Here is a 20,177-nt window from a genome sequence, read left to right as displayed (position 1 = left end):
ACCGCCGAGGAAGCGCAGCAGGGCAGGACGGGAGCGCGGGAGCATGCTGGCGGGGGCTGTCTCGGACATGGCGACGGCCCTCCTTTCGAGGCGGGCACCGGTCTTCACCATCGCGTTTCCGAAGACGGGCCGGGGGGACCCGACGGGTCCCGGACCGGGACCGACCGGCCCATGTGCGCGATGCGGCAGTCGGGACAGTCCGGCGCTGCCGCCCTGGACGCGAGACAGGAAGAAGGCCGATGTCATGAAGGCACTCGTCTTCCACGGGCCGGGTCAGACCGCCGTGTCGCCCGGCCGCACGTTCCCGTTGAGCACGCCGCCCTCGTACGAGGTGGGAACATCCGTGGTGGTCGGGGCGGGACCGATCGGCCTCGCGGCCACCGCCATCGCCGGCCTGTACAGTCCCGGACGGGTCGTCGCCGTCGACTTGGCCGAGTCGCGTCTGGCCGCCGCCCGTGCGCTGGGCGCGGACACGACCGCCAGTGCGGCCGAGCAGCCGGAACAGCTGGTCTCCGACCTCATGGACGGGCTCGGCGCGGACGTGGTCGGGCAGATGGAGGAGGCGTACGCCGTGTTGTCCCGCGCCGCGGACACGGGTGCGCTCAAGGTGGTGCTGGGCGGACCACAGCAGGACGTGATCACCACGCCGGCCCCGGCGTGAGGCAGAGAGGACGATGCTCATGGACAGCACATCGGGATCCGCTTCCACGGGGGCGGCCGCCGGCGGTACCGATTTGGGCCGGCGGCTGGCCGAACGCCGACAGGAGCTGGGCCTCACCCGGAAAGAGGTGGGCGAGCGCTCCGGGGCCGAGGCCGACTACATCGCCTACCTGGAAGAATACGTAGCCTCACCGCCGATCGACACCCTCGTCCGCATCGCCGACGCGCTGGGGACGACCGTGGCGGAACTGGCCGGCGCCACGACCGAGTCTCCGCCCGGCCGCGGCACGGCGCTGCGGGGCGCGGAACTGATCTCGCTGACCGAGGACGAATGCCGGCGCCTGCTGTCCACGCACGGTATCGGCAGGGTCGCGCTCTTCACCTCCGAAGGGCCCGCGATCTTCCCCGTGAACTACGTGGTGGCCGACGACGGGATCGCCTTCCGCACGTCCGCGGAGGCGCTCCTCGCCAGGGCCGCCGGGACGGAAGTGGCTTTCGAGGTCGACCACATCGACGACGCCATGAGACAGGGGTGGAGTGTCATGGCCGTGGGAGAGGCGGAAGGCGTCACCGATGAGGTGGCCGTGCGGCGGCTCGATGACCTGGCTCGCTCCCTGCCCTGGGCCGGAGACGACCGTACGCATTGGATGCAGGTGGCACCGGGCCGGATCACCGGGCGGCGCGTGGTGCACCCCTGAGCGTGAGCCTCCGCAAGGCCGAGAAGTGGCCGAGATCATCCTCGGTCCGCTGGTACCCCCCCGAGGGGACCGGGCGTACGAAGCCCTGGTGGCGCGAACGCGGTGGCTTCCTGTCGGTGCGTCCTTGCTCGGTTGCTTGGGTGGGATCACCGCGCAGCGGCCGAAGAGATATGGCTGAACACGGAACCGTCATCGGCGGTGGCGGATGGGCGCCGGGTGCTGGCGGCTGTGAGGTGCTCATGGTCGGTGGTCAGGTGCGGGCGTCCAGTCTCCCGTATCGTCGACGTCCGCCGCGCCCAGTGGCGGCAATCGGCGCACCTGGTCATCCACTTCCAGTGCGCGTCCCTGCCGGAACACGGCGGCGAACGTGTCCGGCCCCAGGGCCGCGCCCGCACGCTCGGTCGCGCGGTCGACGTCGCCGCGTTCGGCAGGGGGAAGCGGTGAGCCGACCGATTCGCGCAGCGCGGCGGACGTGCCGAGCAGGCGGGCGGCAGAGGTGGGGTCGGCGTCCGCGTACGCGCCGGCCAGCCCTTCGAGGGCGAGCGCCACCGCTCGCGGGTCGCCGGTCCGGCGCGCCGCGTCCAGTCCTTGTAGGTGCAGCCTCTGCGCCTGAGGTAGGTTGCCGCGCTGCTCGGCGACGAAACCGAGTTCCGCCAGGATGAGGGCCATCCCGGAATCCACGCCCTTCTCGCGGTTCCACTCCAGCCAGGGAAGCAGATACGCCTCGGCTTTTTCGAGGTCGCCCTGCCGGCGTGCCCCCAGGGCGAGTCCGGTTACGGCGAACTGCTCGGCGGGCCGGTGCAGTTGTTCCGCCGCCAGACGTCTGGCCCGCTCGTGGTACGTGGCCGCGGCGGTGTAGTCGCCGGTGAGCAGCGCGATCCTGCCGAGCCTGGACCATCCGAACGAGACGTCCGTCCACAGGTGGAGTTCCTCGGCGATGCGCACGCCGTCGCGGTGGAGACGGGCGGCCTCGGCGTAGTCACCGCCGATCTCGGCCAGTACGCCCAGCTGTTCACCCGCCCGCAGTTTCCCCCATCCCTCGTCGAGCTCGTCGAAGCGTGCCGCGCTGTCCACCGCGTACCGCTGCAGACCCGCGAGGTCGCCCCGGTACAGGGCCTGGGTCGCACGGGTGCTCTGCGTCGCGGCCATGCCCCAGCGGTCGTCCGTGGCCCGGAACGCGGCCAGGAGGTCCACGGTGCTGTCCTCATCGGGCGCGGCGCCGGAAGGGTCGCCGAACCCGCATCGTGCGAGCGCCAGGAACAAGCGGGCCCGGGCGTCCGCCCCGTCGTACTCCGTCTCCTCGTCCTCCGCGTCACTGGTGTGCTGCGGGCGTGTGCTGTCCCCGGCCAGCAGCGCGAACGCGGCCTGGCGCGCCTGCGCGCTGCGCCGTGCCGCATGCGCACTGTTGGTGCTGGTGCCACTGCTGTCGCGGGCGTAACGGACCTCGCGGGTCTCGCGGGCGGGTCCGTGGTCGTCGGGGGCACCAGGACCCAGCGCCATGGCGAACGACCGCCGGGCCTCGTCCAGGCGGCCGCGCAGGAACCAGTACCAGGCCAACGCGTTCACCCCGCGTACCGCCAGGCCGGGGTCGGGGTCGGGGGTGGCAGTCGGCCGACCGTCCGCGTCGTCACCGTGTGCCCTGGTCGCCAGGCCCGTGGAGGTCACTGTGTTCGCTGTACTCGGCCTGGCCATTGAGGTCGCCGGATCCGTCGGGGTACCTGCCGCGCAGGCGAGCGCGGAGCGCAGATTGGCGCTGTCGCTGTCGAGGCGTCGCAGCCAAAGGCGCTGTTCGGGGCCGTACAGGAACGGCTCTGCCCGCTCCGCCAGCCGGACGTAGTGGAGCCGGTGCAGGCGACGGGCGAGCCGCTCCTCACCGGCCTCCTCCAGCCGTTCGAGGCTGTAGGCGGCGACCGACTCCAGCATCCGGTACCGGAGGCCGTCCTCCCCCTCCACCACGGTGACCAGCGAGCGGTCCACCAGGCGGGTGATCACGTCGAGGACGGTGTCGGCGGGTACGTCCGGCTGGGCGCAGACCTCCTCGGCGGCGTCCAGTGTGCAACCGCCGGCGAAGACGGCCAGCCGGCGCAGGACGGCGCGCTCCGGGCCGCTCAGCAGCTCCCAGCTCCAGTCGATCACCGCGCGTAGGGTCCGCTGGCGGGCGGGGGCGTCCCGGCGCCCCGCGTTCAGCAGGCGGAACCGGTCGCCCAGGCGCTCGGCCAGTTCGTGCACACCCAGCGCCCGTACCCGCGCGGCGGCGAGCTCCAGCGCGAGGGGGATGCCGTCGAGCCGTTCGCATACGCGGGCCACGGCGTCGGCGTTGGCGGGCCCGAGGCGGAAGCCGGGAGAGGCCGCTGCCGCCCGCGCCGCGAAGAGCAGCACCGCGTCGGACTCCGCCAGCGGCTCGACCGCGTACAGCCTCTCACCGGAGATCGCCAGCGGCTCCCGGCTGGTGGCCAGGATGCGCAGCCCGGGAGCCTGGCGCAGGAGGTGTTCGGCCAGTTCGGACACGGGCTGGATCAGGTGCTCGCAGTTGTCCAGGACGAGCAGCAGGCGTCGGGGGCCGAGCGCCTGGGCGAGCCGGTCCACGGCGCGCCCGGGCGGGAGGGGAGCGGAGCCCGCGTGGTCGCGGATGCCGAGCGTGTCGGCCACCGCCGACGCCACGGCGGACGCCACGGTGGTGGCATCGGTGCTGCTCGCGGCGTCACCGGGCGGGGCGCCGGGACCGGCTCCGGGCCAGGGAACGGCGCCGGTACGGATACCGGCGCTGCTGGTCTCGGCGGCGAGTTCGACCAGCCAGATCCCGTCGGGGAAGGCATCGGCGTCGGGGAAGACATCGGAGCGGGGGAGTGCCCCGGTGTCAGGGAATGCCTGGGTGGCGGGCGGGACATGGGGGGCGGGCGAGGCACCGGCGTCGGACGAGGCATCGTGTTCGGGCGGGGTGTCGACAAGTGAGGCGGCCTCCAGTGCCAGCCGGGTCTTGCCGACACCGCCGGGGCCAATGAGCGTCACCAGCCGACCCGACCTGAGCGATGCCCGTATCTCCGCGACCTCTCGGCGGCGCCCGATGAGATCGGTGAGCCGAGCAGGCAGGTTGGTACGGAACGCGGCCACGGCAGGCGTCACGGCAGCGGCCACGGCAGCTGCGGCGGGCGGCGGAGCGTTGGGAGCGGTGGCAGCGGTCGGGCCGAAAGGCCGGGCGGGTTTCAGTGCCGGGTCCTGGCGCAGGATCGCTTGGTGGAGCGCGACCAGCTCGGGCCCGGGGTCCAGCCCCAGCTCCTCCGCCAGACGCTCCGTCAACTCCCGGTAGCTCTCCAGCGCCTCGGCCTGTCGCCCGGACAGGTAGAGCGACCGCATGTGTACGGCGCGCAGCCTGTCGCGCAGCGGGTGCAGCCGTACCAGATCGCTCAACTCATCTGCCAGTACACGGTGTTCGCCGCGCTCAAGGCGTACTCCGGCGAGTTCCTCCACTACCGTCAGCCGCTGTTCTTCCAGCCCGTTCGCGGCGGCCTGGACGAAGGCGTGGTCGCGGAACTCGGCGAAGGCCGCACCGCGCCAGAGCTCAAGAGCCTGCGACAGCAGTGGCACGCGGACGCCCGGATCCTCGCTGCGGCGGGCTTGTGCTGTCAGCGCCGCGAACCGGCCGGAGTCCACCGCCTGTGCCGGTAGGCCCAGTAGGTATCCGGCCGGAAGACGGACGACCAGTTCCCGACCGCCGGGCTCGGCACTCTCCAGCGCCCGGCGCAGCTGCGAGACCTTGGTCTGGAGCGTGTTGAGCGCGTTCTTGGGCGTCGCCGCGCCCCACAGATCATCGACCAGACGGTCCGTGGAGACCGGCTGTCCGTGATGGGCCAGCAAATCGGCCAGCAGAGCGCGGACCTTCGGCTCACGGACGGTGACCGGGGCGCCCTCGTCGGTTTGGATCAGCAACGGGCCCAGCACGTGGAAACGCATGGCGCAACGCTAACTCCCGGCTCCGCAGCGCCTTTACGTGGCCCGGCCCCGTACCGGGTTCCTCCCGAATTTCTCTCGGGCCCCTCTCGTGCGTGTCCCGTGCGCGGCCGTGGGCGTCCGTGCGTGGGCCGTCAGCGGTTCGTGCGCGGTCCTCGGCACAGTGGTCCCCGTGAACGAGAACGGCACCGCCGAGAACGCCACCAGCAAGAACGCCACCACCGACCAGAACAGGAAGCCCACGATGTCGAACCTGCCGAACACGACGGACCTGACCGACGTGACGACGCCGCAGACCCAGACGAACGGGACGCACACCACTACGACCAGCGCCACCGCCCCCTCAGTCCCCGTCTCCCGTGAGATCCGGCTCGCCTCGCGCCCGGTCGGGGAGCCCGGCGCGAACAACTTCGAGTTGGTACGCGCCGGTGTACCGGACCCGGCCGAAGGCGAGATAGTCGTCCGCAACACCTGGATGTCGGTGGACCCGTACATGCGAGGCCGCATGAACGACGCCCCGTCCTACATCCCGCCCTTCCCCCTCGGTGCGCCGTTGGAAGGCAGCGCGGTCGGTGTGGTGGTGAGTTCGCGCTCCGCCGCCGTGCCGGTCGGCGCCACCGTGTCCCACTTCTTGGGCTGGCGCGAGTACGCCGTACTGGACGCCGCCGCCGCTACCGTCATCGACACCGGCATCGCCCCGCCGCAGGCGTACCTCGGCGCCCTGGGCACCACGGGCCTGACCGCGTACGCCGCCCTGACGGAGGTCGCACCCGTCCGAGAAGGTGATGTCGTCTTCATCTCCGCCGCCGCCGGAGCCGTGGGCAGCGTCGCCGGACAGCTGGCCCGCAAGCTCGGGGCGTCCCGGGTCATCGGCTCGGCCGGCGGGCCGGAGAAGGTGGGAAAGCTGGTGACGGACTTCGGATACGACGCCGCCATCGACTACCGGGCGGGCTCGCTGGAGGAGCAACTGGCCCAGGCCGCGCCCGAAGGCATCGACGTCTACCTCGACAGCGTGGGCGGCGGCCATCTGCGCGCGGCGATCGGCGCGATGCGCACCGGTGGCCGGATCGCGCTGGTCGGCGCCATCGGTGACTACAACGCCACCACACCGCCCCCGGGCCCGGACAACCTCTTCCAGGCGGCGGCCAAGGAGCTGAACCTGCGCGGCATGCTGGTCAGCAGCTACTTCCACCTCTTCCCCGAGTGGATCGAGCGCGCCGCGGGCTGGCTCGCCGACGGCACACTGCGTACACAGGAGACGGTGTTCGAAGGCATCGAGCAGGCTCCGGCCGCCTTCCTCGGCGTGATGCGCGGCGCCAACACCGGCAAGATGCTCGTCCGGCTGGGCGGGTGAAGACCGTGGCACAGCACGCCCTTGTGGTCCTCGCCCACCCGCGCACCGACTCCCTCACCGCGCAGATCGCCCAACGCGCCAGGGAACGCCTGACCGGGGACGGATACACCGTCGACCTGCTCGACCTGTACGCCGAGGACTTCGACCCCCGCACCGGCCCCGAGGACGAGCCGGACTGGGGGAACCGGGACAAGGAGTACTCCGCCGAGGTGCGGTCCCACATGCGGCGCATCGACCGCGCCGACGTCATCGTCGTGGTCTTCCCCGTCTGGTGGTTCGGACTCCCCGCCATCCTCAAGGGGTGGATCGACCGGGTGTGGAACTACGGCTTCGCGTATGGCCGGAGCCGCCCGCGCCTGAGCACCAAGCGGATGCTGTGGCTGGGACTCTCCAGCTACCCGCGCGAACGGTTCGCCGAGCTCGGCTGGGACACGACGATCGAGCGCCAGCTCCGGGTGGGAATATCGGAGTTCTGCGGCATCGAGGACACCACGGTGGAGCTCGTGTACGACTCCCTGAGCGCCGGCCCACGCGGAGTGGCCGCAGCGCAGACGGCACTCGCGGCGTTCCTGGACGCGTCTGCCGGACGCATCGTGCCGGGTGTCCCGGCTGACGGGGACGCGCCGCAGTTGCCCCGGTGACCTCACCGTCAAGGCGGTCTCCCGCCGACAGCAGGAGCAGCAGGCTGGTGAGGAGGGCGGGCGGGCAGGACGACGCCCACACCGGTGGGCGTGGGCAGTGGACTCGCTGATCCCGAATCCCGCGGCGATCTTCGGGAGAGTGGTGTGTCAGCGCAGGTACACCAGTGCCCGCCATCGCGCGCTGGGACGGGCGGAGCTTGCAGCGCCGGCCGCCCTCGCGAGTGACGCTCAACAGGGTGACCCGCTACACGAGTGCAGGCGGCTGGCCGAGTGCGTCAGTATGGGAGAACAACGAGGACAACGAGGCCCCCGAGCGATGTGATGGAGACGTCAGACATCACAATCAACAGCTCGGGGCCTCGCTCGTTGCGCTTCACGGCCCTTCCCCGAGCAGTGGCCGACTCGAACAAGCTCATTGAGCTCAGTCGACTCCCCGCATCCGCTGCGTACAAGTACGGCAGCGGTGCAACGTCTTGCCGTCCGCACACCGCACCAAGTACACCTACGACGCCTCGCCAGGCTGCCTGTCCGGGTTTCTGGCCCAGGTGCGGATGGGCGAGTCGGGGGCGGTGTCGGTCGTCGGCCCAGCCTGGGCGCCGTTACGCCTCCGGCCGCTCCACGATCACCAACGTGCCCCGGCTTCCGGGACGGACCGCGTGTGCAACTCCCTCCGCCACCATGAAGAGTTCCCCCGCCCGCACCGATACCGGCATTCCATCCACCTCCAGCTCCAGCCGGCCATCGAGGACCATCAGCGCCTCGGCGGTACTGTGGCTTTCCCTCTCCACCGGCAGCTCGTCCATGCGCAGTACCTTCACGCAGGCAGCCCCCACCATGCCCAGCCTGCGAGAGCTCCACGCCTCCGGCAGACCGGCCGCCGTCTCCGCAAGGTTGACCGCATTCATGGCACACCCCTTCTCATGGACCCGGTCGGTCATGCCGAAGGGGCCCGCACAAAGATCATTGGATGCCCTGAAAGCTACCCGGGATGGCAAAACGAGTGGTAGACCGTTTGGCAAAACCCGCCGTTGGTTCCAGACCAAAGCCCACTCCCGGCCCGCCCCCAGTCCACCTACGGGACGTGCGTGAGCACTGGGCAGCCGCGTCGGCGGAAGAGCTGATGTGGGTGTAGTGGCTCGTCTCTCATCGTGGCCAGGCGACGGTTGAGCCCGTCGAGACAGAGCGCACCGAACCCCCCCGGGCCAGCAGGCCAGGGACTCAGCGAGGCGCAGAAGAACTCACGGGATGCCGCACAGTAGGCGGCGCCCACCGGAGCTCCGGGTTCGCCCGGTGCTGTCGGTGCTGTTCACGGTCGGTGAGCCGCCGCGAGCCAGTCCTGATAACGGGGGGCGGCCAGACGGGCGCCGGGGCCCGGAGTGAGGGCGTCGCCGGGGACGACTGCGAACAGGCCGGCCCGGTCGTCGACGAGGACGGGGCGCCGGCCCCCACGGGCGGCCAGCGTGAGGCGGCCTACTGAACGAGATCGACGTCGAACCCTCCAATCTCTCCCAGCATCTCGCCGTCCTGTGCCGCTCCGGCATCGTGGTGTCCGTGCGGGATGGTGCCCCCGTCAGCTACTCCCTGGCCGGCGATGACGTTGACGACTGAAAGCAAAGTAGAGGGAGAGCCGGGGAAGGCAGGTCAGTCAGAAGGGGTTTGACCGCTGGGATGGGAGTTGCCGCTCTGTCACGGCGGCGCAAGACCGGATTTCCGCGCGTTATGTCCTTTTCGGGGCAGCGATTTGCTTCCAGGCCGGTGTCGGGGACGTCCGGGGCTGTTCCGTCCGCTCAGGAAGATTGCGAAGGCAGCCAGCCGTGCTGGACGGCCCGGACCCCCGCTTCGAAGCGGCTGCGTGCGCCGAGGCGGTCCATCAGCTCGGTCGCTGTGCGCCGGGCCGTGCGTTGGGAGACGCCGAGCCGTTTGGCGATGGCCTCATCGGTGTGGCCCTGTGCCAGGAGGTGGAGGGTGGTGGACTCCTGTGGGCTGAGCCCATGGGGGTCCTTGGGTGCGGCTCGGCCGAGCGGCTGGGCAGTGGCCCAGACGCTCTCGAAGAGGGCGCAGAGCGCGGTGAGGGTGCCCTGGCCGGTCAGAACGACAGCGCCGGCGGCTGTGTCGTCACTGCTGACCGGGATGATCGCGACGGAGCTGTCCGTGATGATCAACCGCGTGGGCAGTGCCGGAACGGTGCGGACGTGGCCACCGCGTTGGGTGAGCCAGTCGGCGTACTCGACGGTGGGCTGGTCGTTGCGGACGCTGCTGAGGTAGACGGTGCGCATCCGCACACCGCGGCCCAGGAGCTGCTCGTCCAGCGGCCGTGATGCCTGCATCTGGGCCTCGGGCTGGGCGCCGCCGGGCGCGAAGGACATCACTTCGGTGGTGACGTCGCGGGTGAGCCGGGCGAGGCGGTCGCGGATCTGGTCGATGCCGATGAGCTGCTCGACGCCCGGACTGGCGGCGGCCGGTCGCAGGTCGGCGTACTCGGCGATGAGCTGGGCTGCCACGGCCCGGGACGCTTCTAGGCGGTGCTGCTGTGCCGCCAGTTGCGCCTGCTGACGGGCCATGAGGATTTCCATGCCGAGGTCGGGTGAAACCGCTCGCAGACCCTCGCGCTCGGCTGAGGGCCGCACCAGGGCGAGCTCGCTCAGGACGTCCAGGGCGTCGCGTACCTCGTGCTCGGGCAGGCCCAGCCGGGTGATGAGTTCGGCCACGCCGCCCGTCGGGTCGGCGAGCATGGCGCGGTAGACGGATTCCGCCGCCGCGTCGAGTCCCAGTTCCGTCAGCATCGGGCGACCCCCCTCAAACCTGTGACACAACCCCCCCGGGTCAGTAGGGATCATGCCATACCGGGTCTGTGACGCAGGTGTTGCGGAGTGGTAGGTCGTCGGCTGGACGGAAGCGGCCATGGACCGAAGCGCTCATCGCCCGCGGCTGTGACGCGAGTTGGCGATCTGAAAGAGTCCGGTTCATGTATCTCGTCCACGCCCGCCTGCGCGGGCCGCTCGGCGCCCGCCTCCCCGGTGACATGCGGTCCCTCGTCTATGCCCAGGTCCGGGAGGGCGACGGGATCGAGCATGTCGCCGTCCACGCCGCCGCGCTGCCCCATTCCGTGCTGGGCCTGTACGTACGCGCGGACAGCCTGGCCGCCGCCGAGGAACGGGCGGCCGATGTCTGCCGACGGGTGCTGCGCTGCCCCGAGTTCGTCGGCTGGTCACTGCTGTCTGCGCAGGCCCCCCTGGTCGCGCCGTTCTACGAGTCGCTGCTGTCCGCTTCCGGCCCCGCGTTGCCGGGGGCGGACAGAACCGTCCATGGCCGTTTGGGGCCACCCGAAACCCCTTCCACCGGGCCTGACCAGCAGCGAAAGTAGTTCTCGCCAGCAGGGAACACCACCCGGCAGGCGGAACCGGACAGCGTCACCGCGGGATGCGAACCGGTTCCAGACACCGCTACCACGTCACAGAAAGAGGCTCCTGCCATGCTCCGCACCATCCTCGCCCAGGCCGCCGCGGTCACTGCCCTGCTCACTGGTGTTCTGTGTCTCTCCGGCTCCTTCTCCACCGCCCCGGCGCACGCCGCGTCGGCCGAGGCCCCCGCCGCCGTCACGGAGCAGACCATGGGCTGGTCCTGATCTCCGGGGCCACAGCCCCTGTCACGTCTTCGAGCCTTCTGTCGCACGGCTTGTGAGCGTCGCGCCAGCTGCTCCTGCAGGGCAGCTGTAGTAGCCGCCAAGCCGGGTCTGCGAGCCCGCGGTCTGCGACCGCCGTCCTCACACCTCCTGCCGCGCCGCCCGCGCAGGCAGCCTTGCACCGCCCGCGCCTGTGCGGCACCCGGTGCTGCCGCCCGGTGTCGCCCCGTCGTCCTCTCCTCCTCACCCGTTGAAGGTCCCGCCATGCCCACAGCACCCTGCACCCCCTCCCGTACGGCTGCGAAGACCGCCGCCACCGCAGTCCTGGCTCTTGCCGGGATGAGCCTCTCCCTCGCCTCCGCCGGCACCGCGAACGCCGCCTCTGTCAGCACCTGGGACAAGGTCGCACAGTGCGAGTCCACCGGGAACTGGCAGATCAACACCGGCAACGGTTTCTTCGGCGGTCTGCAGATAATGCTGTCGACTTGGAACGCGTTCGGCGGACGCCAGTACGCCACCTATCCGCATCAGGCCACCAAACAGCAGCAGATCCTCATCGCCGAGAAGATCCTGGCAGGGCAGGGCGCGATCGCCTGGGGAGGCTGCGGCGCGGACGCCGGACTCGGCAGCGACCACGCCACTCCGTATCCGAGCACACCGCCAGCGCCCGTCGGCATGGTCCAGCTCACGGCCGCCGACTTCACCGGTGACGGCAAAGCCGACCTGGTGGGCGTCGAGTCCGCCACCGGCAGCCTCTACCTCTACCCGGGCAACGGCGCCGGCACACTCGGCGACCGCGTCCGGATCGGCTCCGGCTGGGACACGATGAGCAAGCTCGCGGCCGCCGACTTCAGCGGCGACGGCAGGGCGGACCTGGCCGCCGTCGACAACGCCACCGGCAGCTTCTACCTCTATCCGGGCAGTGGCAGCGCCGACGGGATGAGCACCCTGGGCAGCCGCATCCAGATCGGGGCGGGCTGGAACACCATGCGGGACCTGACCGCGCTGGACGTCAACAAGGACGGCAAGGCCGATCTGCTGACCATCGACGCCGGCGGTGCGCTCTGGGCCTACCCGGGCAGCGGCAGTGCCGGCGGGATGAACACCTTGGGCAACCGTGTCCAGATCGGCAGCGGCTGGAACACCATGGCCGAGCTCGCCAGTCCCGGTGACCTGAATGCCGACGGCACACCCGAGCTCGTCGCCGTCGACCCGAGTGGCACGCTGTGGAAGTACCCCGCCACCGGCTCCCTGAACGGCATCAACACCCTGGGCAGCCGCACCCAGATCGGCACTGGCTGGACCACCATGCGCCAGCTCGTCGGCGCGGACTTCAACAACGACGGCAAGGGAGACCTCGACGCCGTCCAGGCGCCCACCGGTTCCACCGGAAGTTTCTACTTCTACCCCGGTAACGGCAGGGGCGGGTTCGCCGACCGCACCGAGATCGGCACCGGCTGGTAGCCACCGGCGGTCCGCCCGCCCGGCATCACCACGTACTTCACCGCATCCGGTGGCGAGACGGCCCATCCGCCCTCCTGCCGGCCCACACAAACCACCGCACCACTCAAGCACAGACCTTCCATTTCCCGGCGCCGTGCGCCGGTTCCATCCCAGGAGATCCCACGATGTCGAAGCTCTCGGCCACGCTGAAGAAGTCCGCCCTGTCCACCCTGGTCGCCGCCGCCGCGGTCACCGGCCTCACCGTCGCCCCGGCGCACGCCGACTCCGTGTCCGCCATGGCCTCCCGTGCCACCGGGGAGATCGGCAAGGGGCCCTGCGGGGTCAGCGGCGGGTACTGGAGCCACAACAACAGCCAGAGCAGCAGCTGCGCCGGTTCGGGCGGGGGGCAGTCCCACGCCTGGTGCGCCGACTTCGTCGGCTGGGTGTGGTCGCACTACGACGTCGCCCACATGGGCTCGCTCACGGACGGCGCCGCCAGCTTCTACTCGTACGGCAAGGCGTACGGGACGCTGCACAGCACTCCGAAGGCGGGCGACGCGGTCGTCTACAATTACAGCAGCGGCTACGCCGACCACGTCGCCATGGTCACCGCCTTCGACGGCACCACGATGACGGTGGTCGGAGGCAACGAGGGCCACAGCAGCGGGTACTCGCAGGGCATCGTGCAGAAGGAGTCGACCAAGTCCTGGGCCGTTGGCGCTGCCCCGTGGGGCCAGACCATCAGCGGTTACATCTCGCCGGTCCTGAACAGCGACTCCTCCGTCTCCCCGACCGACGCCGGTATGACCCACCTGGCGGGCGGCGACCTGGACGGCAACGGCAAGCGGGACGTACTCGCCACCGAGGTCACCACCGGCGACCTCTACCTGTACCCGGGCAGCGGAGCCATCAACGGCACCGGCACACTGGGCGACCGCATCAAGGTCGGCAGCGGCTGGAACAGCATGACCAACGTGACCATCGGTGACTACACCGGTGACGGCAAGACCGACGTCCTGGCCACCGACACAGCCGCAGGCGACCTGTACCTCTACCCGGGCACCGGCTCCGCCAACGGCATGAACACCCTGGGCACCAGGGTGAAGATCGGCAGTGGCTGGTCCGGCATGCACGACGTGGCCCGCATCGACCTCGACAAGGACGGCAAGGCCGACGTCGTCGCCGTCGAGACTGCCACCGGCGACCTGTACGCCTATCCCGGCACCGGCACGCTGAACGGTATGACCACCCTCGGTTCCCGGGTGAAGATCGGCTCCGGCTGGAACTCGATGAGCCAGTTGGTCACGCCGGGCGACCTCAACAGCGACGGCCTCGACGACTTGGTGGGCCGCGACGACAGCGGAAACCTCTTCGCCTACCCCGGCACCGGCTCCCTCAACGGCACGAGCACCCTCGGCAACCGCACCCAGATCGGCTCCGGCTGGAACAGCATGACCAATGTGGTCGGCGCCGACCTCAACAGCGACGGCAAGGGAGACATCGCCGCCGTCCAGGCCGCACCCGGCTCCGCCGGCACCTTCTTCGCCTACCCCGGCACCGGTTCCCTCAACGGCATGAGCACCCTCGCCAACCGCACCCAGATCGGCTCCAACTGGTAAACCGCGTCCCCTGCTCCCTTCCCGGGCCGCCGCAGCCACCCCTGCGGCGGCCCCCCCGCTTTCAGGAAGGAACCACACCGCCATGAGCACCCCAGTGCGCAGAATCCGAGTCCCGGCACGTGGGGCCGTTGCGGCCGTCGCGGCGCTGTCCTCACTGCTCGTGGGGGCCGCGAGCGAGAGCCCGGCCGTCGCGTCCCCCGTTACCGTCCCCAACGGGGCGGTCGCCACGTACAACACGATCACCCACGTCGGCACCGATGGCATGGGCATGCGGGACACGGGTGCGCAGGCCCGCTGGGCTGCCGCCTTCGAGTCCTCTCACCCCGGCCTCAAGCGCACCACCATCAACGGCGTCCTCGCCGGCACCTCGCAGAGGGCAGCCCGACCCCTGTGCCACCCCTCCAACACCGCGGGCGCGCAGGGTTTTTGCTGGTCCGCCGAAGACGACGCGACGAGCGCCTGGATCCCGCAGGGCCTGACCGGCTCCGGCGAGTCGCCCCAGTCACAGACCCTGGTCAACGGCCGCAAGGTCCTGCTCACCAGCTGGTACGGCACCAGCTCGCCGAGCGGCATGGAGCGGATCACCTTCGCCGATGTCACTGACCCGGCCCATGTGACGTACAGCCATGTCCAGTTGGTGGCGTCGTCCGGCGATGGGAGCAACTACGTCCCCATCGTCGAAGGGCACGCGCACGGCATCGTCTGGTCGGGCTCGAAGCTGTACGTGGCGAGCACGGGCAGCGCCCTGGACGTCTTCGACCTGAACGATATCTGGCAGATGGATGTCACCTCCGACACCTCGGTCGGGGTGGACGCGAACGGCAAGACGCACGGTGGCGGCCACGACTACATCCTGCCGCGCCAGGGGACGTACGAGTACACCGGCGCGGGCACCGGCTGCGGCACCTACCCCGGGGCGGATGTGCCCCAGCGCCCGTGCGTCACCGCGGCCTCGCTCGACCTCACCGGCGCCCAGCCGGCCCTGGTCACCGCGGAGGGCGACGGGTCCGGGGTGGAGGGCAACTTCGGCAAGGTCGCGGCCCGGATCGTCCGCTGGCCCCTCGACACCGCCACCGGCCGTCTGAAGGCCGACGCCATGGGCCGCGTCCAGGCTGCCGAGGCGTTCGCGTCTCCGATGGGCGGGGTTCAGGGCATCGCCATGAACAAGGGCCGTTTCGCCCTGTCTGGCCCCTGCCCGGAGTTCGTTCCCGCCGAGCACGGTGGCGTCAACATCCCCAGTTGTCTCTACCACGCATGGCCCGACGAGCCGGTGCGCCTGGTCACCCGCACCGGCATCAACCTGGAGAACCTCTCGTACTGGCCCGGCACCGACGAGCTCTGGATGGTCAACGAGAACCCCGGCAACCGCATCGTCGTACGCACGTCGTGGTCGAAGGACTCCGCTCCGGCGGGCATGACCGACCTGGCCGCCGCCGACTTCACGGGCGACGGCAAGAAGGACCTGGTCGGCGTGGAGACGGCCACGGGGAAGCTGTTCCTGTACCCGGGAGGCGGCAACGGCACCTTCGGTGACCGTGTCCAGATCGGGACCGGGTGGAGCACCATGGGCAAGCTCGCTGCCGCCGACTACACCGGCGACGGGAGGGCCGACGTCGCCGCCGTGGAGAAGGCCACCGGTAATCTGTATGTCTACCCCGGCGCCGGCAGCTCCGGCGGCGCCGCCCTTGGCAGCCGCGTCCTGATCGGCACGGGCTGGAACAGCATGCGCGAGCTGACCGCGCTGGACGCGAACGGCAACGGCAAGGCGGACCTGCTGGCCCTGGACGTGCGCGGCGCGCTCTGGGCCTACCCCGGCAGCGGCTCGCTGAACGGCACGGGCACCCTGGGCGACCGCACCCAGATCGCCTCGGGCTGGGACACCATGACCGAGCTCACCTCTCCGGGCGACCTCAACGCCGACGGCAGGGACGACCTGGTGGCGGCGGACAGGACCGGTGAGCTGTGGGCCTACCCCGGCACCGGCTCCCTCAACGCAATGAGCACCCTCGGCTCGCGTGCCAAGATCGGCAGCGGCTGGGACAGTATGCGCCGGCTCGTCGGCGCGGACTTCAACAACGACGGCAAGGGGGACATCGACGCCGTCCAGGCCCCCACCGGCGTCACCGGCCCGCTCTACTTCTACCCCGGCACCGGCGCCACTGCCTTGGGAGACCGCACCCAGATCGGCACCGGCTGGTGACCTGCCCATACGCCTGAAAAGTCGTAGATGCCTCGGGCGTAGCCGTCGGATGAACCTCCCGCGCCCTCGTAACTCCTCAGCAGGGTGCTGCCATCATGATCGTCTCTGGCGGCACGCTTCTTTGCGCGAACGGTGGAACACCGGTCATGAACCTACGCCGCGGCCGAAGGGGCGGGGGCGGGGACGGCTGGTGCTGGGCGGACAAATGTCCCGGGGTTATGGGGACAGAAGTCTCTGTCGTCGCCGGGGGCCGGTCCACCAGGCTGTTCGGTGCCGTGAAGGCCGCGGCACCGGACAGAACAGGGGACAACCACTCATGGACGAGCCGCTCACGGATGATCCGCCGAGCCGCGAGCCGCTCATGGACCAGTCACTCGTGGAATGCGTGCTGGACTGGCTGAGCGCGGGGCTGGCCGGGGACACGGCAGGGCTGGATGCCGTCTGCGCCCCGGCGTTCGAGAGCATCCGGTGTGACGCGGCGGGCTGGGTGGTGAGGCTGACGAGGGAGCAGTTCCTGTCCGGCCTGTACGCCTCGGGGGGACGGGCGGGGGAGCGGATGGGCGAGATCAGCTTCCTGGTCACGAGCGAGTACGACGGTCATGGCACGGTCCTCGTGCGCCGCGTCCAGCGGGGTACGGCGGTGCTGCACGCCTTCGTATGGCGCAGGGAGCAGGGGCAGTGGCGGACACTGTTGCGGGAGTTCACGTACGGCGAGGGGGCCGTGGACAGGAGTCGAGCTCAATGATGCATTGCGTGGGGGCTGCGAGGGAGCACGGGCAGTCGGCCTCCCGCCTCGCCGTCTGCCTGATCACCCACCGCCACGTCCAACGCCCTTGTTAGGGCCAGTAACTGCACTGGAACACCGTCGACGCCTACTTCTGCCAGGAGTACGGCGTCTTGGGCCACCTCAACAGCCTTCTCCGTCGTCAAGCCCGCAGGAAGGAAGGCAGGAAGGCCGCAAGGAGGGGACGACGCGCGTGTCAGCGACTCCCAAATCATCAAGTTCTCCACCGATGTTCCTGCCCGCAGGCAGGGTTTCGGCGTCGGCAAGAAGCTCCTCGGACGCAAGTGGAGCGTCGTTATCGACATCGTCGGACTTCCCCTCGGTGTGCCGGTCACCGCCGTGAGTGGTAGGGACTTGATCGCGGGCCAGCCCCTGAAGGAAGAGGTGACCGTCGAACATCCCAGCGTCCGCACAGCTGGGCCGACGGCGGCTACCACCAGCGCCTCTTCGAACACGCCGCCGCTCTCGGCATTGACATGCATTCCGGCTTGGATACGAGGAGGGCTTGCCTTGGCGCCAACCGGACGTTGGTGTAAGAGCCACTTGCTGGGTACGTGACTTACGGGGAGGCAAGGAGTAAGGTTCCGGGCTGTGTTGAGGTCATTACCAGCAGATGATGCGCCACTGGTTCGGGAGGGCATGATGCTTGCGGACACGGTCAGGACATGGGCGGTGGGCTGGGCCATATCCCGGCGCACGCCCCCGCCGGCCGAGCGGCCCTGGGGGCTCTACATCGAGGTGGACGGCAACCCCGCCGAAGTAGGGCGCCATGTCCTGCCCGTGGCCACTGAGTCGTTGGTCCGCAGCGCGGCAGGTTCGGTGACGGCGCCACGAACCTGGATGAAGATGCCTGCGGAGCCCGGGGACGTCGAACACTGGCTTTCGCCGGGGTGGGTGGTGGCCTGGGAAGAGACTGGCCACCTGATGTGCACCGACCTGACAGCCACCAGCCTGCTTGCACCCGAGGGATACACCACCACCGTTCAGGCTGTCGACGGCGTCGTGTACGTCCGCGTACTGGATGTGGTGGGAGAGGTCGCGGCTCAGGGGCAGATGGCGGTGATCGGTGAGACCGCGGTGGTGGACCGGGTGATGACGGCAGAGAGCCATCGACGTAGGGGACTGGGCGGCTTCGTGATGCGCTCCCTCGCCAACCGGGCTGTGGAACACGGTGCGGATATGGGCGTTCTTGGCGCGACAGACGCCGGACGCGCGCTGTACGAGACCCTGGGCTGGAAGAAGCACTCAACGATCGCGGAATGCATCTACCGGCCCTGACGCCAGAAGTAGGGGCGAATGGGAAAGGTTGGCGTACAGGTCAACGCCGCTGCCCAGGCCCGTCGGATGTCCGAGCCCCATGCGCTCCGAACGGCAAGCACCCGCACCCCCTTGCCTCCAGAGGAGCGACATACATCAGAGGTCTTCGGGGAGAGGCCTGGTGGGGGGCGTTGCGCGCCGGGGCCTGCCGTGGCTGGAAGGCCCTGCCCGGGGCCGAAGCCCGGTGTTCCTTGTGGTCGGCGAGTGCCCAGCCTGCCTGCCAGGCGCCGTGACGCGAGATCGATCACGGTCGCGAAATAACGGACCTTTTCGCCGTTGACGCTCAAGTACGTGATGTCGCCGCCGCTGTATTTGGTGTCCACCGTCTCGGCCGTGAAGCCGCGGCCGAGGCGGTCGGGGGCCTTCTCGGCGGCCGGGCCCGGGACGGTGGTGCGGTGCCTGCGGTGCCTGCGGGGCAGGCGGGCGCCGGCCAGGCCGATCGTGCGCATGTCGCGCGCGATGCGCTCATTGTATTGATCACGAGCGTTGTTAACAGGGCGGGGTCTTGATCATGGCGAAGACCTCCGGCGGGGTGGAGGTGCCGAGTCTTCACCGCGCGGAGGCCTTCGTGTCCCACCGAAATGCCTGCCTGACCGTCAACGGCAGGCGGCTCCGGGGCGAACGTGGCCGGTCCGGCCGTCCGGTCGCACATGTGGCGGCCGAGATGGGCGTATCGCGGCCCACCGTTCACACGTGAGTCCGCCGTTGGAAGGCCGAGGGCGACGCGGGCCCGGCCGACCGCCCCAGCACACCGGCCACGACCCCCGCACCTGACACCGGCCTGCATGGAAGAACAGGTCTTTTATGGCACGACCGTGTCATAAGAGAGAGGTTGTCTTACGTGAACGGTTGGGTCATCGCGGCGATTGTCGTCCTCTTGATCGCCCTCATCGTCAAGAGACTGCTCGGCGAACCGCTCAACGCCCGAGACCTGTGGGCTGCGCCCATCATCCTCACGGCCATTGGCGTCTGGACAGTGGCCAAGACCGACGGAATCACCGGCACCGACATCGGCTGGGCCACGGGCAGTTGCGTCCTCGGCTTCGCTTTGGGCGCCCTGCGTGGCTCTGCGGTGACGGTCTTCGAGAAGGGAGGCGTCTTGTGGCAGCGCTACATGGGCAAAACATTCCTCTACGTCATCGGCGCCCTCGCCATCGTGGGCGGCGTCAGCGTCCTGGCGCAGGAGATGGGTATGCACGCAGAGGCCCGCCCTGTCCAACTGGCAATCGGCATAAGCTTCCTGGGCGAGTCGGCAGTCGTCGGTTTGCGGGCACTCAAGACTGGAGTGCCCTTCGCACCCGAGCAACGACGCGTCGGACTGCGCCGCTGACGCACAACGACCCTCGAACGACTCAGAGATGACGGTTCGGGGCGGCGGTCGCCTCCCCGAACCGCCCATCGGCGTTTTCCCGCGCCCCCGGCGCACGGCACCGGGCAGCACGATTCGGCCGCACTCTCGGCGCGATGAACCGCCACGTGCGACACTTCGTATTCGACGGGAGTGAACTCTTCGACCTCCAGCGGCGCAGCCGGCGCCACGCCGTCGCCCCGGCGGAGCAGCCCACGGTTTCTGTAGGGACATCGCGCCGCACGACACCGGTCCGCAGCACGCACAGGACGCCCGCGAGCGCCAGTCGGTCGGGAACACGCAGCCGCCCGGGACGGCGACGGCCGGTCGGGAGGTGGGGGCAGCAGCGGGGCCACCCACTCCCACAGATCGTCAGGAACAAGTTCAGCACGGCCCGGGCACCCTGTTGACCAAGATCGACGAGTGCAAGGCCCGCGGCTGAACTCATTCTGAAGCGATCAGTAGGAAACGATCAAGGTTGGTGCGCTCGGGCCAGGCGGTGAAGCCGCCACCCGTGGACGGTGTCAGCCCGGGACCCGAGGC

The 20,177-nt window shown here is 70.0% G+C and carries 15 protein-coding genes and 4 pseudogenes; 14 read left to right on the top strand and 5 right to left on the bottom strand.

Annotation, left to right across the window (positions count from 1 at the left end; genetic code table 11):
- Positions 1-316: 316 nt before the first annotated feature.
- Positions 317-661, top strand: a pseudogene (locus ACZ4MU_RS18360) (zinc-binding dehydrogenase); the annotation flags it as partial.
- Positions 662-680: 19 nt separating this feature from the next.
- Positions 681-1,358 (top strand): helix-turn-helix domain-containing protein, encoded by a 678-nt coding sequence (locus tag ACZ4MU_RS18355; RefSeq protein ID WP_467877348.1) that lies wholly within the window; start codon positions 681-683, stop codon positions 1,356-1,358.
- Positions 1,359-1,595: 237 nt separating this feature from the next.
- On the opposite strand, the gene ACZ4MU_RS18350 is transcribed toward ACZ4MU_RS18355, so the two are convergent.
- Positions 1,596-5,309, bottom strand: coding sequence for an AfsR/SARP family transcriptional regulator (locus tag ACZ4MU_RS18350; protein WP_467877345.1), 3,714 nt, complete (start codon positions 5,307-5,309; stop codon positions 1,596-1,598).
- A 169-nt stretch (positions 5,310-5,478) separates the two neighbouring features.
- Between ACZ4MU_RS18350 and ACZ4MU_RS18345 the strand changes: the two genes are divergently transcribed.
- Together ACZ4MU_RS18345 and ACZ4MU_RS18340 are read left to right on the top strand one after the other, a co-directional pair.
- Entirely contained in the window at positions 5,479-6,660 is a 1,182-nt protein-coding gene (locus ACZ4MU_RS18345) for an NADP-dependent oxidoreductase (RefSeq protein WP_467877342.1), read from the top strand.
- Positions 6,661-6,665: 5 nt separating this feature from the next.
- On the top strand, positions 6,666-7,301 hold the full coding sequence (locus ACZ4MU_RS18340) for an NAD(P)H oxidoreductase (RefSeq protein WP_467877340.1): 636 nt from the start codon (positions 6,666-6,668) through the stop codon (positions 7,299-7,301).
- A gap of 84 nt (positions 7,302-7,385) precedes the next feature.
- Here the strand turns inward: ACZ4MU_RS18340 and ACZ4MU_RS18335 are convergent.
- Positions 7,386-7,536 (bottom strand): annotated as a pseudogene (locus ACZ4MU_RS18335) (helix-turn-helix domain-containing protein); the annotation flags it as partial.
- A 364-nt stretch (positions 7,537-7,900) separates the two neighbouring features.
- Entirely contained in the window at positions 7,901-8,206 is a 306-nt protein-coding gene (locus tag ACZ4MU_RS18330; RefSeq protein WP_467877337.1) for a cupin domain-containing protein, read from the bottom strand.
- Positions 8,207-8,771: 565 nt separating this feature from the next.
- Between ACZ4MU_RS18330 and ACZ4MU_RS18325 the strand changes: the two are divergent.
- Positions 8,772-8,900, top strand: a pseudogene (locus tag ACZ4MU_RS18325) (helix-turn-helix domain-containing protein); the annotation flags it as partial.
- Between the two features lie 188 nt (positions 8,901-9,088).
- Here ACZ4MU_RS18325 and ACZ4MU_RS18320 read toward each other — a convergent pair.
- On the bottom strand, positions 9,089-10,084 hold the full coding sequence (locus ACZ4MU_RS18320) for a helix-turn-helix transcriptional regulator (RefSeq protein WP_467877335.1): 996 nt from the start codon (positions 10,082-10,084) through the stop codon (positions 9,089-9,091).
- A 182-nt stretch (positions 10,085-10,266) separates the two neighbouring features.
- Between ACZ4MU_RS18320 and ACZ4MU_RS18315 the strand changes: the two genes are divergently transcribed.
- The 9 genes and pseudogenes from ACZ4MU_RS18315 (at position 10,267) to ACZ4MU_RS18275 (ending at position 19,616) form a co-directional block, all read left to right on the top strand.
- On the top strand, positions 10,267-10,665 hold the full coding sequence (locus ACZ4MU_RS18315) for a hypothetical protein (RefSeq protein WP_467877332.1): 399 nt from the start codon (positions 10,267-10,269) through the stop codon (positions 10,663-10,665).
- A 108-nt stretch (positions 10,666-10,773) separates the two neighbouring features.
- Positions 10,774-10,926, top strand: a complete 153-nt coding sequence (locus ACZ4MU_RS18310) for a hypothetical protein (protein WP_467877329.1) — start codon at positions 10,774-10,776, stop codon at positions 10,924-10,926.
- A 261-nt stretch (positions 10,927-11,187) separates the two neighbouring features.
- Positions 11,188-12,387, top strand: coding sequence for an FG-GAP-like repeat-containing protein (locus tag ACZ4MU_RS18305; RefSeq protein WP_467877326.1), 1,200 nt, complete (start codon positions 11,188-11,190; stop codon positions 12,385-12,387).
- Positions 12,388-12,551: 164 nt separating this feature from the next.
- Positions 12,552-13,985 (top strand): FG-GAP-like repeat-containing protein, encoded by a 1,434-nt coding sequence (locus ACZ4MU_RS18300; RefSeq protein WP_467877325.1) that lies wholly within the window; start codon positions 12,552-12,554, stop codon positions 13,983-13,985.
- A gap of 82 nt (positions 13,986-14,067) precedes the next feature.
- Complete coding sequence (locus ACZ4MU_RS18295) at positions 14,068-16,185, top strand: FG-GAP repeat domain-containing protein (RefSeq protein ID WP_467877322.1); 2,118 nt, start codon at positions 14,068-14,070, stop codon at positions 16,183-16,185.
- A gap of 316 nt (positions 16,186-16,501) precedes the next feature.
- Positions 16,502-16,930 (top strand): hypothetical protein, encoded by a 429-nt coding sequence (locus ACZ4MU_RS18290; protein WP_467877320.1) that lies wholly within the window; start codon positions 16,502-16,504, stop codon positions 16,928-16,930.
- Between the two features lie 678 nt (positions 16,931-17,608).
- On the top strand, positions 17,609-18,247 hold the full coding sequence (locus ACZ4MU_RS18285; protein ID WP_467877317.1) for a GNAT family N-acetyltransferase: 639 nt from the start codon (positions 17,609-17,611) through the stop codon (positions 18,245-18,247).
- Positions 18,248-18,854: 607 nt separating this feature from the next.
- Positions 18,855-19,086 (top strand): annotated as a pseudogene (locus ACZ4MU_RS18280) (helix-turn-helix domain-containing protein); the annotation flags it as partial.
- Between the two features lie 41 nt (positions 19,087-19,127).
- Positions 19,128-19,616 carry a DUF1453 domain-containing protein gene (locus tag ACZ4MU_RS18275; protein ID WP_467877314.1) on the top strand — a complete coding sequence of 163 codons (489 nt, stop codon included), beginning with the start codon at positions 19,128-19,130 and terminating at the stop codon, positions 19,614-19,616.
- Between the two features lie 22 nt (positions 19,617-19,638).
- Here ACZ4MU_RS18275 and ACZ4MU_RS18270 read toward each other — a convergent pair whose 3' ends face one another.
- Positions 19,639-20,082: a transposase gene (locus tag ACZ4MU_RS18270; protein ID WP_467877311.1), complete on the bottom strand. Its 444-nt coding sequence runs from the start codon at positions 20,080-20,082 to the stop codon at positions 19,639-19,641.
- Positions 20,083-20,177 lie beyond the last annotated feature (95 nt).

The organism is Streptomyces sp. NPDC026377, assembly GCF_055567715.1.
This window is presented reverse-complemented; position numbering and strand designations above follow the sequence as displayed.

What these genes read in the sequence shown, in the direction of transcription:
- ACZ4MU_RS18320 (WP_467877335.1), bottom strand. Translation starts at nt 10,084, where the DNA reads ATGCTGACGGAACTGGGACTCGACGCGGCGGCGGAATCCGTCTACCGC.
- ACZ4MU_RS18310 (WP_467877329.1), top strand. Translation starts at nt 10,774, where the DNA reads ATGCTCCGCACCATCCTCGCCCAGGCCGCCGCGGTCACTGCCCTGCTC.
- ACZ4MU_RS18270 (WP_467877311.1), bottom strand. Translation starts at nt 20,082, where the DNA reads ATGAGTTCAGCCGCGGGCCTTGCACTCGTCGATCTTGGTCAACAGGGT.
- ACZ4MU_RS18300 (WP_467877325.1), top strand. Translation starts at nt 12,552, where the DNA reads ATGTCGAAGCTCTCGGCCACGCTGAAGAAGTCCGCCCTGTCCACCCTG.
- ACZ4MU_RS18290 (WP_467877320.1), top strand. Translation starts at nt 16,502, where the DNA reads ATGGACGAGCCGCTCACGGATGATCCGCCGAGCCGCGAGCCGCTCATG.
- ACZ4MU_RS18305 (WP_467877326.1), top strand. Translation starts at nt 11,188, where the DNA reads ATGCCCACAGCACCCTGCACCCCCTCCCGTACGGCTGCGAAGACCGCC.
- ACZ4MU_RS18315 (WP_467877332.1), top strand. Translation starts at nt 10,267, where the DNA reads ATGTATCTCGTCCACGCCCGCCTGCGCGGGCCGCTCGGCGCCCGCCTC.
- ACZ4MU_RS18330 (WP_467877337.1), bottom strand. Translation starts at nt 8,206, where the DNA reads ATGAATGCGGTCAACCTTGCGGAGACGGCGGCCGGTCTGCCGGAGGCG.
- ACZ4MU_RS18350 (WP_467877345.1), bottom strand. Translation starts at nt 5,309, where the DNA reads ATGCGTTTCCACGTGCTGGGCCCGTTGCTGATCCAAACCGACGAGGGC.
- ACZ4MU_RS18355 (WP_467877348.1), top strand. Translation starts at nt 681, where the DNA reads ATGGACAGCACATCGGGATCCGCTTCCACGGGGGCGGCCGCCGGCGGT.
- ACZ4MU_RS18285 (WP_467877317.1), top strand. Translation starts at nt 17,609, where the DNA reads ATGATGCTTGCGGACACGGTCAGGACATGGGCGGTGGGCTGGGCCATA.
- ACZ4MU_RS18295 (WP_467877322.1), top strand. Translation starts at nt 14,068, where the DNA reads ATGAGCACCCCAGTGCGCAGAATCCGAGTCCCGGCACGTGGGGCCGTT.